The organism is Klebsiella michiganensis (genome assembly GCA_000963575.1).
Classification (GTDB): domain Bacteria; phylum Pseudomonadota; class Gammaproteobacteria; order Enterobacterales; family Enterobacteriaceae; genus Cedecea; species Cedecea michiganensis_A.
On record CP011077.1, the window covers coordinates 1063426 to 1076447 of the forward strand.

Below are 13022 nucleotides of genomic sequence, written 5' to 3' on the forward strand. Positions count from 1 at the left end.
TTTTGCCCTGGCCGGCAGGCAGCATTTCAGGATCTAAACTTCGTGCGATTATTTGCTCAATTAAGCTGGTACTTCACCCGCGAGTGGCGACGCTACCTCGGCGCGGTGGCTTTGCTTATTATCATCGCTATTTTACAGCTCGTGCCGCCAAAAGTGGTGGGCGTGATTGTGGATGGCGTAGTACAGCAGCGTCTCTCCTCTCAGCAGGTGCTGATGTGGATTGGCCTGATGCTGCTTATTGCCGTGGTGGTTTATCTGGTGCGCTATGTCTGGCGTGTCCTGCTGTTCGGGGCGTCTTACCAGCTTGCGGTTGAGCTGCGGGAAAACTATTACCGCCAGTTAAGCCGGCACCACCCTGAATTTTATCTCCGTCACCGTACCGGCGACCTGATGGCTCGCGCCACCAACGATGTCGATCGCGTTGTATTTGCCGCGGGGGAAGGGGTGCTAACGCTGGTGGACTCGCTGGTCATGGGGCTGGCGGTGTTGATCGTGATGTCGACTCAAATCAGCTGGCAGCTCACTCTGCTGGCCCTTTTGCCGATGCCCGTCATGGCCGTGGTTATCAAACGCGACGGCGCCCGTTTGCACGATCGCTTCAAAGTGGCGCAGGCCGCGTTCTCAGCGTTAAACGATCGCACTCAGGAAAGCATGACCAGCATCCGCATGATCAAGGCGTTTGGCCTTGAGGACAGGCAGTCGGCGTTGTTTGCCGCAGAGGCCCAGGATGCGGGGGCAAAAAACATGCGCGTCGCGCGCATTGATGCGCGTTTTGATCCCACCATTTATGTGGCGATTGGGGCCGCAAACCTTTTAGCCATCGGTGGCGGAAGCTGGATGGTTGTCGACGGCACGTTGACTCTGGGGCAGCTCACCAGCTTTGTGATGTACCTCGGCCTGATGATCTGGCCGATGCTGGCGCTGGCCTGGATGTTTAATATTGTTGAGCGTGGGAGTGCGGCCTACAGCCGTATCCGCGCGATGCTGGAAGAAGAGCCGGGCGTGGTTGACGGCGATAAAACGCTGCCGGAAGGGCGGTCTGAGCTGGTGGCGTCGATTCGCCAGTTCCACTATCCGCAGACTGCGCAGCCCACGCTGCAGAACGTCAATTTCACCCTTAAACCTGGGGAAATGCTGGGCCTGTGCGGGCCAACAGGGTCAGGGAAAAGCACAATCCTCGCGCTTATCCAGCGTCATTTCGACGTGGACCAGGGCGACATTCGCTACCACGATATCCCGCTGACGGCGCTGAAAATTGACGGCTGGAGAAGCCGCCTGGCTATCGTAAACCAGACGCCATTCCTGTTCTCTGACACCGTTGCCAGCAACATTGCGTTGGGTAAGCCGGGTGCCACCCAGGAGGACATTGAGCGCGTGGCTCGCCTGGCCAGCGTTCATGAGGATATCCTGCGCTTGCCTCAAGGGTACGACACCGAAGTGGGTGAGCGTGGGGTAATGCTTTCCGGCGGGCAAAAACAGCGTATCTCCATTGCCAGGGCGCTGCTGCTGGATGCCGAAATCCTGATCCTGGACGACGCGCTTTCCGCCGTGGATGGCCGCACCGAACACCAGATTCTGCATAACCTGCGCGAGTGGGGCGAACACCGCACGGTCATTATCAGCGCGCACCGCCTGTCTGCGTTAACGGAAGCCAGCGAGATCCTGGTGATGCAGCACGGGCATATCGCCCAGCGCGGCAGCCATGACGGGCTGGCGTCCCAGCCGGGATGGTATCGGGATATGTACCGCTATCAACAGCTGGAGGCCGCGCTGGACGAGGCTCCGGAGCAGGAAGAAGTCAGGGAGAGCGCCAATGAGTCGTAAACAACAGTGGCCAACCATTAAGCGCCTGCTGGCTTACGGCTCGCCGTGGCGTAAACCGCTGGGCGGAGCGATGCTGATGCTGTGGGTCGCGGCGGCTGCCGAGGTTTGTGGCCCGGTGCTGGTGAGCTATTTTATTGATAACCTGGTCGCTAAAAACCAGATGCCGCTTGGTCTTGCGGCCGGGCTGGCGGTGGCTTATATCCTGCTGTCGATTAGCGCCGCGGGGCTGCACTATCTTCAGGCGCTGTTGTTTAACCGTGCGGCGGTAGGTGTGGTGCAAAAATTGCGTACCGACGTGATGGATGCTGCGCTGCGCCAGCCGCTGAGCGCGTTTGACACGCAGCCGGTGGGGCAGCTTATCTCTCGCGTGACGAACGACACCGAGGTGATCCGTGACCTGTATGTCACCGTTGTAGCAACGGTGCTGCGCAGTGCGGCGCTGATTGGCGCGATGCTGGTGGCGATGTTTACGCTCGACTGGCGCATGGCGCTGGTGGCGATAACCATCTTCCCGGCGGTGATCGCCGTGATGTTTATCTACCAGCGTTACAGTACGCCGATTGTGCGCCGGGTCCGCGGCTATCTGGCGGACATCAACGACGGGTTTAACGAAGTTATCAACGGCATGAGCGTGATTCAGCAGTTTCGCCAGCAGGCCCGCTTCGGCGAACGCATGGGGCAGGCAAGCCGTTCTCACTATCTGGCGCGGATGCAAACCCTGCGGCTCGATGGCTGGCTTCTGCGGCCGCTGCTTAGCCTGTTTTCGGCGATGATTCTGTGCGGCCTGCTTATGCTGTTCGGCTTCACTTCTCGCGGCACCATCGAAGTTGGCGTGCTGTACGCCTTTATTAACTACCTTGGCCGACTGAACGAACCGCTGATCGAGCTGACGACCCAGCAGTCGATTCTGCAGCAGGCGGTGGTTGCCGGGGAGCGCGTGTTTGAGCTGATGGACGGCAAACGTCAGGACTACGGCAATGATAACCGGCCCCTCGCCAGCGGCGCTATCAGCGTCGACAATGTCTCATTTGCCTACCGTGGCGATCGCCTGGTGCTGCAGGACATTAATCTGGAAGTACCTTCGCGCAGCTTTATTGCCCTGGTCGGGCATACCGGCAGCGGAAAAAGCACCCTGGCCAACCTGCTTATGGGCTATTACCCGTTAACGAAAGGTGAAATACGCCTCGACGGCCGGCCGCTGGACTCCCTCAGCCATGAAACGCTGCGCCGCGGCGTGGCGATGGTGCAGCAAGATCCGGTGGTGATGGCCGATTCGTTCTTTGCCAACGTAACCCTGGGGCGGGATATCAGCGAAGAGATGGTCTGGCAGGCGCTGGAAACGGTGCAACTGGCCGAGCTGGCGCGAGCGCTGCCGGAAGGGATCCACACTCGCCTGGGCGAACAGGGCAACAATCTCTCCGTTGGCCAGAAGCAGTTGCTTGCCCTGGCCCGTGTGCTGGTTGAAGCGCCGCAGATCCTGATCCTCGACGAAGCCACGGCGAACATCGACTCCGGGACCGAGCAGGCCATCCAGCGGGCGCTGGCGGCGGTGCGTCAGCACACAACCCTGGTGGTGATTGCCCACCGTTTGTCCACCATTACCGACGCCAACACGATTCTGGTGCTGCATCGCGGCCAGGCCGTGGAACGAGGTACGCACAGCGAACTGCTGGCGCAGCAGGGGCGCTACTGGCAGATGTATCAGCTCCAGCTGGCAGGTGAGGAGCTGGCCGCCTCAGCACAGGAAGAATCCCTGACGGCCTGATGCACCACAACCATGCAACAGACCGCATAAAAACCATCGCCTCTCCGCGTTGGTGCAAAACGAAAACGCATCCTGCACTGCAGTGGTGCGTTTTTTCTTTTCAGACTAATCCCGCCCGATCTCACTCCCTGACCCGGCTTTCCGGTAACCCGCCTGAATCCTGAAAACGTGCTGAATCACGCTGGTTTTTTATTCCTGGCATGGGCTTTGCTTTGCTCTCTACGTGCAGGTAACGACCTAATTCTGAGTGGAGAGAATTTATGAAGCTGGTAACCGTGGTAATCAAACCGTTCAAGCTTGAAGACGTGCGTGAAGCGCTCTCTTCAATCGGTATTCAAGGGCTCACCGTTACTGAAGTTAAGGGTTTCGGTCGCCAGAAAGGCCATGCGGAGCTTTACCGTGGCGCCGAGTACAGCGTCAACTTTCTGCCGAAAGTAAAAATTGATGTTGCTATTGCTGACGACCAGCTCGATGAAGTTATCGACGTGATTAGCAAAGCCGCCTACACCGGCAAAATCGGTGATGGGAAAATCTTCGTTGCAGAACTGCAACGCGTTATTCGTATTCGTACCGGCGAAGCCGACGAAGCCGCTCTGTAACTGCTGGCAAGCCTTGATTGGGATGGGAAAAATGAAAAAATTAGCTGCACTCCTTGGTTTAGGCGCACTGGCATTACTGCCGACGCTCGCCTTCGCTGCGGACGCGCCTGCGGTCGCGGACAAAGCCGACAACGCCTTTATGATGATATGCACCGCGCTGGTGCTATTTATGACCATCCCAGGCCTTGCGCTGTTCTACGGCGGTCTGATTCGCTCCAAAAACGTGCTGTCGATGCTGACGCAAATCTCCGTTACGTTTGCGCTGGTTTGCGTGCTGTGGGTCGTCTATGGCTACAGCCTGGCGTTTGGCACCGGGAACAACTTCTTCGGCAACTTTGATTGGGTGATGCTCAAAAACATCCAGCTGAAAGCGCTGATGGGCACCTTCTATCAGTACATTCACGTTGCCTTCCAGGGCTCCTTCGCCTGTATTACCGTTGGGCTGGTCGTGGGGTCTCTCTCCGAACGCGTGCGCTTCTCTGCGGTGGTGATTTTTGCTGCCGTCTGGCTGACGCTATCCTATGTGCCGATTGCGCACATGGTGTGGGGCGGCGGTATCCTGGCCACACATGGCGCCCTGGACTTCGCGGGCGGCACCGTGGTGCACATTAACGCCGCTGTTGCAGGCCTGGTGGGTGCTTACCTGGTAGGCAAACGCGTAGGGTTCGGCAAAGAAGCGTTCAAGCCGCACAACCTGCCAATGGTGTTTATCGGCACCGCAATCCTGTACTTCGGTTGGTTCGGTTTCAACGCCGGCTCTGCAAGTGCGGCCAACGAAATCGCTGCTCTGGCGTTCGTGAATACCGTTGTGGCTACTGCCGGGGCTATTCTCTCCTGGGTCTTCGGCGAGTGGGCATTGCGCGGTAAACCTTCTCTGCTGGGTGCCTGTTCCGGTGCTATCGCGGGTCTGGTTGGTATCACCCCGGCGTGTGGCTATGTTGGTGTGGGCGGTGCGCTGCTGATTGGTCTGGTGGTGGGTCTGGCCGGCCTGTGGGGCGTGACGACGCTGAAAAAATGGCTCAATGTTGACGACCCATGTGATGTGTTCGGCGTGCACGGTGTCTGCGGTATCATCGGCTGCATCATGACCGGTATCTTCGCGGCCACTTCTCTGGGCGGCGTGGGATATGCTGAAGGCGTGACCATGGGGCATCAGCTTCTGGTTCAGCTTGAAAGCGTGGCTATCACCATTGTCTGGTCTGGCGTAGTGGCGTTCATCGCGTTCAAGATTGCTGACCTGACCGTAGGTCTGCGCGTGCCAGAAGAGCAGGAGCGCGAAGGTCTGGACGTGAACAGCCACGGCGAAAACGCGTACAACAACTAATTCGTTTCCATCACCTCGCCCGGCCGGGTGAGGTGATGAGTCTTCTCTGAAAACCACCCGCTTCGCGGGTGGTTTTTTTTCTTCAGCGTTCGCTACCCGCGATGGCGCATCACGCCTTCCTGAACCGTGGACGCTACCAGCACGCCATCCTGCGTATAAAACTCCCCGCGCACAAAGCCGCGAGCGCTCGATGCGGAGGTGCTTTCCACGCTGTACAGCAGCCACTCGTTCATGTCGAACGGACGGTGGAACCACATTGAGTGATCGATAGTCGCGACCTGCATCCCCGGCTCCAGGAAGCCTACGCCATGCGGCTGTAAGGCGACCGGCAAGAAATTGAAGTCGGAGGCATAGCCGAGCAGATACTGATGCACCCGCAGATCCTGCGGCATATTGCCGTTCGCGCGGATCCAGACCTGGCGAGCCGGTTGATCGACGTGGCCTTTCAGCGGGTTGTGGAACACCACCGGGCGAATCTCCAGCGGTTTTTCGCTCAGAAACTTCTCTTTCGCCTGCGGCGGCAGGAATTTTTCCAGCGAGCGGGCAATGTCTGTTTCGGACACCAGCCCGTCCGGTTTCGGGGCAGGGGGCATCTCTTTCTGGTGCTCATAGCCAGATTCCGGTGCCTGGAATGACGCGGTCATGTAGAAAATCGGCTTGCCGTTCTGCACTGCAGCCACGCGACGGGCGCTAAAACTGTTGCCGTCGCGCAGGGTTTCTACGTCATAAACAATGGGCTTTTGGCTGTCGCCCGGGCGTAAAAAGTAGCTGTGGAAAGAGTGAACAAGGCGGTCTTCCGGCACGGTTTCCTTTGCCGCGTAAAGCGCCTGGCCCACTACTTGCCCGCCAAATACCTGGCGCAGACCTAAATCCTCGCTTTGGCCACGAAACAATCCCTCTTCGATTTTTTCCAGGTTAAGTAACGCCAATAAATTGCTGAGCGCCTGACTCATAAAATGTCCTCAATAAGGGGAAATGTGGCAAATTTCCACGATTATAACATGCCCGTAAACGGCGTATTTGATGAGCCGATGCTGGGAACATTCCTGGTTTTGAGCAGAATTCAGTGATCTGTGCCACACTTAAAGCCTTAAGCGCGTTTTTCAACGGGGTTCGTCCCCGGCGCTACATTGATAATAAGGAGAAAAAATCAATGAAACTTGTGCCTATGTTAAGTGCTTTGGCCATCGCGGTTGCTGTGGCAGGTTGTTCGCATAAGAGTGCTGATGTGCCTACGCCTGCGCCAAGTGCATCCGCCGGGGCTGCATCTGCCCAGCAATCAAACATCGCATTACCTAACGTCTCCGGTACGGCATGGATCCGTCAGCGCGTTGCTCTGCCGCCAGATGCGGTGCTGACAGTCACCGTCTCCGATGCTTCACTGGCCGATGCCCCTTCTAAAGTCATTGCCCAGAAAGTAACGCGTACCGAAGGTAAACAGGCGCCTTTCAGCTTCGTGATCCCGTTCAACCCGGCTGACATTCAGCCGAACGCGCGGATCCTGCTGAGTGCGGCCATCACCGTGGACGGTAAGCTGATGTTTATCACCGACACCTTCCAGCCGGTGATAAACCAGGGCGGGACGAAGGCCGACCTGACGCTGGTCCCGGTACAAAATACGGCTATTCCGCTTCAGCAAGGCGGTGGGGCGGCGAGCACGATGCCATCCACCTCGCCGACTCAGGTAACGCCATCTTCTGCGGTGCCTGCGCCAACAACGTACTAAAGCGAAACGCCCCCGAATGGGGGCGTTTTAATATTTCCAGCGGTAACGCAGCATATCGATATGCCCGTCTCCTGACACCATAACCCCCTCAGAAAGCAGCGCCTGGCGCTGACGCTGGAGATCGGGCCCTGTCAGTGAAATGATACCCTGCCGGTTCACCACCCGATGCCACGGTAAACGGCTGCCTTCCGGCAGGCGCTTGAGTACGCCCCCGACCTGGCGGGCAGCTCGGGGCGACCCGGCAAGCGCGGCAATTTCGCCGTAGGTGGTCACGTAACCTTCGGGAATGGCGGCGACAATTTGGTAAACCCGCTGCGGAAAGGAATCGTGCTTATCCATAGAGAACTCCTGACAAAATCGCTTCTAAGGATAATCGGCGTCGGAGAAAGCACCAAGTTAAACCGTTGATGCGCAATAAACCAACACCTGACCGCCACCGGCTTGCAATTCGCGGGGGGGATGTGGATAATGCGCCAGCGCGTTGGATAACAACGCTCTCAATGGGGGCCCTGTTGGTTCTCCCGCAACACTAACTTGTGAACTCGGTCAGGTCCGGAAGGAAGCAGCCGCAGCAGGCGACGTGTGTGCCGGGATGTAGCTGGCAGGGCCCCCACCCATTTCTGGCTTACCCTTTCGCCAGCACCGTTTTAGCCCCGCGCTTTTCTCCCCATCCTAAGTTGATCCCCGCTGCAGCCAGCAAAATCATTGCGCCGCCGATAAACTGCACTGGACTCAGGCTGTGATTAAACACAAAGCGATCCACGACCACCGCCACAATCGGGTAGATAAAAGAGAGCGAGGCGGTAATGGATGTCGGTAGCTTTTGAATCGCGCCGTACAGCAACTGGTACATAATGCCGGTATGAACAATGCCCAGCATGGCCACAATCCCCCAATGTGTGAACGTCATGTGCTGCTGGAAATCTACCAGCGGCAGCAGCAGAAGCGTGCCGACGGCTACCTGGACGAGTGCGATTTGCTGCGGAGGTATGCCCCTCAACTGGCGGGTGATAAGCGCCGTCAGGGCATAAAAAAACGCGGCGCCCAGCGCCATCACGATGCCCAAAAGCCAGCCGCCGTTACCGGCATGGTTAAGCCCGCTCGATAACACAAGCAGCATGCCGACAAATGACGCTCCCAGCCACAGCCACTTGCTGCGGCTGACTTTCTCTTTCAGGATAAAAACGCCCATTCCGACCAGCATCAGCGGCTGCGTGTTGTAGAGTACCGTGGCAAGTCCAATGGACGTTCGTGAGTAGGCGGCGAACAGCAGCAGCCAGTTCACAACCAGCGCCACGCCGCCGAGGGCGGCTATCAAAATAACCTTGCGGTTCAAATGACTGCGCCAGTTGCCGCTAATCAAGCCCAGTATGAACAGTGTGATGGTCGCGAAAACGCAGCGCCAGAATACGACATTGGCGATAGGCTGCTGAGAAATCACCACGAGTGCGCCAATGGTGCCGGAGATGAGCATCGCCGCAATCATTTGCAGGCTGCCGGTTCTTATCTCACGAGTCATTTTGTCTCTCCAGAATAAAGAGCTTTATTCTGAGCACTGCGGCGGGCCTGTTGAAGTGTTAAAATTAGGTTATAAAATACTTTTACCTTTATAAATGAGATAAAAATGAACGATTACCTTCCCGATGATATCGACAGGCATATTCTGACTATTCTTGCGGCAGATGCCCGTATCTCCCTGAAAGTCCTGAGCGGAAAAATTGGTCTCTCTTCCCCGAGTACCGCAGAACGGGTAAAGCGGCTGGAGGAGCGCGGCGTGATCAACGGCTACACCATGAATGCCAATCTGGCGGCCCTGGGTTACACCCTGCAGGGACTGGTTCGCATGAAGCCGCTACCGGGCATGCTGCACAAAGTGGAGAAGATGATTCAGGCGATTCCCGAGTGTATAGAATGCGACAAAATTACCGGTGAAGACTGCTTTATCATCAGGCTGGTGATCCGCTCTATTGAGCAACTGGATGAAATCCTTGATGAGCTGGCCGAGTTTGCCCAGTGCAATACTTCTATCGTCAAAAGTACACCGGTGAAACGTAGGCTGCCGCCTTTGTAAAGAAATAATCCGGATATATTTTCCGGGTATTTGAATTATGACAGAAATATTAAATTTACCGCACTGACTGGATCTTATTTATTCTCTATAGTATTAAACACAAACCTCTGTTTAAGCATTAAGGATTTGCAATGACGACGGCTACGCTGAATGTAAAAATAAGCATCGAGTTAAAAGAGAAGATTCGTCACTATGCGGAAGAAAATAGTGAAACCCTGGCAAGCGTAACGGAGCGACTTCTGTCCAAAGCCTTTGATAATCTTGACGGTGATGTGGGCGTCGATGAAGATGATGTGGACAGCCAGCATACTTCCGAGGCCCGCGTGACGCCATTAAACGATCGTGAGATCAAGGCATTACGTAAACTACTGAAGAAGAAAAAATGAACGCCGGTACGGACAGTACCGCCTACAACTATCAGCAAGCCTGTGAGTTATTACGTTCAGGCTACCTGAAAAAAGTGAAGCTGGGCTGGAATATTGGCAGCGATGAGTTTTTCCGTATCGCTTCAGACTGGTGTGATACCGGGGCCAGTATAAAAAAAGAGGGTGAACATTTCACCATCACCCTAAAAGGGTTCGCGATTCCCAGAATTTCACAAAACTAATTTATTGCATCGCCGTATTGCTATCCTTGCAGAATAATATTTCCCTCTTTTATTTTAGAGGGAAATATTTCTCTTTCTAAAAGACCATTCCCCTGAGACTTTCATATCGCGTTGCCGCCAGATGCTGCCATAGCGGCTGCAGCCGCTGCAGGGCCAGCTGCATCTCTGCGGGCTCAAGGCTGAAGGGGAGGCGTAAAAAACGCTCAAAAGCCCCTTCGACCCCAAACCGCGGCCCGGCGCCAATGCGAATGCCCTGGCTCTCGGCGGCGGCGGCAAAAATCGTGGCCAGCGGCTTCGGTAATTCCACCCACCATGACAGCCCGCCTTCCGGGGGCGACGTTTGCCAGTCCGGGAACAGCGTTTGCATTGTGGCGAAACTGGTTTCGCAGCGTTGGCGAAGCATTTCTCTGCGCTGAGGCAAGAACTGCGCCGCATCGTTAAACAATTGAGTGGCGGCCAGCTGCTCCAGCAAAGGCGTTCCTAAATCGAAGGTATTGCGGATTTGTATCAGCGAACTGATGGTTTTGCCTGAAGCCCTTATCCAGCCGAGGCGCAGCCCGCCCCAGAAACTTTTCCCGGCGGAGCCCAGCGAAATGGTGTGTTCCTCGGGGCCAAAAGCGGCCAGGGGAGGAGGCGGAGGTGCGTCAAACCAGAGATCGGCCATCGTCTCATCCACAACCAGCGTTGTGTGGCTGCGGGCAGCTATCTCATTCACCCGCTGGCGCGTGGCCGCATCCATGCAGCGGCCGGTAGGATTATGAAAATCAGGAATTAAGTAGGCCAGCCGGGGAGAAGTCTGGGCGATAGTCGCCGCCAGACCGTCAACATCCCAGCCGCTCGCGGGCAGGCTGACCGGCACAGGGCGACAGGAGGCTCCTCGAATGGCCGCTAACGCCATCGGGTAAGTGGGATGATCAACCACAACGCGATCCCCCGGGCCGGTGAATAGCCGGAGGATCAGCCCCAGCCCGCTGACGGCGCCGTTGACCACCATAATTTGGTCAGGCGTTGTGGGGAGCCCCCGTGACGCATAATGGTGCGCAATCGCTTCTCTCAGTTCCGGCAAGCCTTGGCTGTCATAGCCGGTGGAGGATAAATGTTCCGGCAGGAAAGTGAGCGCGGCGGAATAGGCCCGATGAATTTCCGGGCCGGCGCTGAGGGCGGCGGTAGACAGATCCAGCCCCGGGGCATGCCCGGGCAAAGGGGAAATGGCCGGGCTGCTCTCGGGCAGCATGGTGACGGAGCCAGAACCCTGTCGGCTGAGCAGATAGCCTTCCTCACGTAGCTGAGCCAGCGCGGAGGCCACCGTGGTGCGGCTCACGCCCAGTGCGCCAGAGAGCTCTCTTTCCCCCGGCAGCCTGCTGTCGAGCGGCAAGCGGCCATCGAGGATCAGCAGCCGCAGCCCATCCGCCAGCTGGCGATAAACCGGCGAACGGGATGACGCCTGATGCCAGTGGCCCAGCAGGCGTGTTAAAGATGAAATTCCGATTCTGCGCAGCGTCATAGCAGTCCACTTTCTGGTAACTGGACCTTAATACTAAGTCCATTTTGCGAGAGGGTATAGCCATAAAAACACAATGAGGATCTTGTCATGATGGCTCGTCGCCTGCTGCAGCTTTATACCGGCCTGGTTTTTTACGGCATTTCAACCGCCATGTTTGTTCGTGCCGATTTGGGGGCCGATCCGTGGAACGTTTTCCACCTCGGCGTGGCGAGACTGTTCTCGCTCAACCTTGGCCTGGTGATGATTATTGTGGGGGCGCTGGTGCTGCTGCTGTGGATCCCGCTGCGTCAGCGTCCAGGGCTCGGCACCATCAGCAACGTGATTGTTCTGGGGCTGGCGGCGGATGCTACGCTGGCGCTAATGCCGCTGCTGGAGTCGCTTCTCGCTCGTTCCATTTTGCTGGTCGGCGCTTTGGTGGTGAACGCCCTGGCAACGGGCATGTATATCGGCGCGGGATTTGGCGCCGGGCCACGAGACGGACTGATGACCGGGATCCACGCCAGAACGGGCTGGTCGGTGCGCAGCGTGCGAACCGCCATTGAAGTGACCGTGCTGATCTCCGGCTGGTTGATGGGCGGCAGTTTTGGCGTGGGCACCGTGCTTTATGCTCTGGCCATCGGACCGCTGATCCAGCTTTGCCTGCCGTGGTTTCGCGTTAAGCCGCTGAATAACACAATAGCGGCTGCACCGGAAACTACATCCTGACTCTCTGACTGTGCTACACAGTATCTTCCGGAGAACAATATTCGCTGAGCGGAAGAGAGCATGCGGCACGAGATTGTGAGTAAACCAGCGCTGAACTGGAACAGCTTTCAGCTGGCAGAGATATTAACCCACTGTTTTGAACAGTACGTGGTGCCTTTCCGTCTGGAAGGCGAAACGTTCGGCTGGCGTTTTGCCTCTGAAGATTTTTTCCCCGGCGACAGCCCCATCTGGCTTTACCGTGGGGAGCCCAAAGCGATGGCGCTGGTCACCCGGCGCGGGCAAACTTGTCGCCTGGCCGCGTTTGCGATTCGTCCGGAACTGCGCGGCCAGGGATTAGGCAAAATATTCATTCAGCAACTGATCGACGCGGCGCGAGCCCGTGGCGATAAGCAATTTTACCTGGAAGTGATTTTGGGCAACGAGGGCGGGCTGGCGCTCTATGAGCGGATGGGCTTTGTGCCTCAGCAAACGCTGCTGGGCTTCCAGTCTTCTGGCGTGCCAGAGGGAGAAGCCGACGGCAACCTGCAGGAGGTCGATCCTCTGCATATGGCCCGGAAAATGATGGCCGCTGACGATGAGCCACTGCCGTGGCTTTGCGCGGCTGAAACACTGTATAAGCTGCCCGGTAAGGCTTTGGTACTGGATGAAGTGGCTTATGCGATGGTCGTTCCCGGTGAGATACCGAAGCTAAGAGGGCTGTTTGTTGAGCCGCATGCGCGGCGGTCGGGGAAGGCAAAAAAACTGCTGCTGCTGCTTCAGCGCCGGTTCCCCGGGCTGGTAACGATTCCCGGCCTGCCTGAAGCCGTTGCGCCAGTGTTTTTAAGCAGTGGTTTTACCCAGGATAAGATCCAGCAGTACGAAATGAAGCTTACTCTGTAGCCTGAGAAGGTGAGGGCG

General features: G+C 57.0%; 14 protein-coding genes. 10 read left to right on the forward strand and 4 right to left on the reverse strand.

Translation table 11 applies throughout. The features are described 5' to 3' along the window. Positions 1 to 42 precede the first annotated feature (42 nt). From VW41_04945 to VW41_04960, 4 genes are all read left to right on the forward strand, one after another. Positions 43 to 1824, forward strand: coding sequence for a multidrug ABC transporter ATP-binding protein (locus VW41_04945; protein AJZ88438.1), 1782 nt, complete (start codon positions 43 to 45; stop codon positions 1822 to 1824). Continuing rightward, positions 1814 to 3589 (forward strand): multidrug ABC transporter ATP-binding protein, encoded by a 1776-nt coding sequence (locus tag VW41_04950; GenBank protein ID AJZ88439.1) that lies wholly within the window; start codon positions 1814 to 1816, stop codon positions 3587 to 3589. The genes VW41_04945 and VW41_04950 overlap by 11 nt, the downstream gene beginning before the upstream one ends. Positions 3590 to 3849: 260 nt before the next feature. Beyond that, entirely contained in the window at positions 3850 to 4188 is a 339-nt protein-coding gene (locus VW41_04955) for a nitrogen regulatory protein P-II 1 (GenBank protein AJZ88440.1), read from the forward strand. Between the two features lie 31 nt (positions 4189 to 4219). Beyond that, positions 4220 to 5512 carry an ammonium transporter gene (locus tag VW41_04960; protein ID AJZ91859.1) on the forward strand — a complete coding sequence of 431 codons (1293 nt, stop codon included), beginning with the start codon at positions 4220 to 4222 and terminating at the stop codon, positions 5510 to 5512. A gap of 92 nt (positions 5513 to 5604) precedes the next feature. On the opposite strand, the gene VW41_04965 is transcribed toward VW41_04960, so the two are convergent. Further along, entirely contained in the window at positions 5605 to 6465 is an 861-nt protein-coding gene (locus VW41_04965) for an acyl-CoA thioesterase (protein AJZ88441.1), read from the reverse strand. Positions 6466 to 6665: 200 nt separating this feature from the next. Here VW41_04965 and VW41_04970 point away from each other — a divergent pair, with 200 nt between their 5' ends. Then, complete coding sequence (locus VW41_04970) at positions 6666 to 7238, forward strand: hypothetical protein (protein ID AJZ88442.1); 573 nt, start codon at positions 6666 to 6668, stop codon at positions 7236 to 7238. A 27-nt stretch (positions 7239 to 7265) separates the two neighbouring features. Here the strand turns inward: VW41_04970 and VW41_04975 are convergent, their stop codons facing one another. Together VW41_04975 and VW41_04980 are read right to left on the reverse strand one after the other, a co-directional pair. After that, positions 7266 to 7577 carry a cysteine methyltransferase gene (locus VW41_04975; protein ID AJZ88443.1) on the reverse strand — a complete coding sequence of 104 codons (312 nt, stop codon included), beginning with the start codon at positions 7575 to 7577 and terminating at the stop codon, positions 7266 to 7268. Positions 7578 to 7863: 286 nt separating this feature from the next. Further along, entirely contained in the window at positions 7864 to 8757 is an 894-nt protein-coding gene (locus VW41_04980; GenBank protein AJZ88444.1) for a multidrug DMT transporter permease, read from the reverse strand. A gap of 105 nt (positions 8758 to 8862) precedes the next feature. Here VW41_04980 and VW41_04985 point away from each other — a divergent pair, with 105 nt between their 5' ends. The 3 genes from VW41_04985 (at position 8863) to VW41_04995 (ending at position 9916) form a co-directional block, all read left to right on the forward strand. Further along, entirely contained in the window at positions 8863 to 9309 is a 447-nt protein-coding gene (locus tag VW41_04985; GenBank protein AJZ88445.1) for an AsnC family transcriptional regulator, read from the forward strand. Positions 9310 to 9440: 131 nt separating this feature from the next. Then, positions 9441 to 9695: a hypothetical protein gene (locus VW41_04990; protein AJZ88446.1), complete on the forward strand. Its 255-nt coding sequence runs from the start codon at positions 9441 to 9443 to the stop codon at positions 9693 to 9695. Beyond that, positions 9692 to 9916, forward strand: a complete 225-nt coding sequence (locus VW41_04995; GenBank protein AJZ88447.1) for a hypothetical protein — start codon at positions 9692 to 9694, stop codon at positions 9914 to 9916. The genes VW41_04990 and VW41_04995 overlap by 4 nt, the downstream gene beginning before the upstream one ends. Before the next feature lie 76 nt (positions 9917 to 9992). Here VW41_04995 and VW41_05000 read toward each other — a convergent pair whose 3' ends face one another. Continuing rightward, positions 9993 to 11420, reverse strand: a complete 1428-nt coding sequence (locus VW41_05000; GenBank protein AJZ88448.1) for a DeoR faimly transcriptional regulator — start codon at positions 11418 to 11420, stop codon at positions 9993 to 9995. A gap of 90 nt (positions 11421 to 11510) precedes the next feature. Here VW41_05000 and VW41_05005 point away from each other — a divergent pair, with 90 nt between their 5' ends. Continuing rightward, entirely contained in the window at positions 11511 to 12125 is a 615-nt protein-coding gene (locus VW41_05005) for a membrane protein (GenBank protein ID AJZ91860.1), read from the forward strand. A gap of 60 nt (positions 12126 to 12185) precedes the next feature. Next, entirely contained in the window at positions 12186 to 13004 is an 819-nt protein-coding gene (locus VW41_05010) for a GNAT family acetyltransferase (GenBank protein ID AJZ88449.1), read from the forward strand. Positions 13005 to 13022 lie beyond the last annotated feature (18 nt).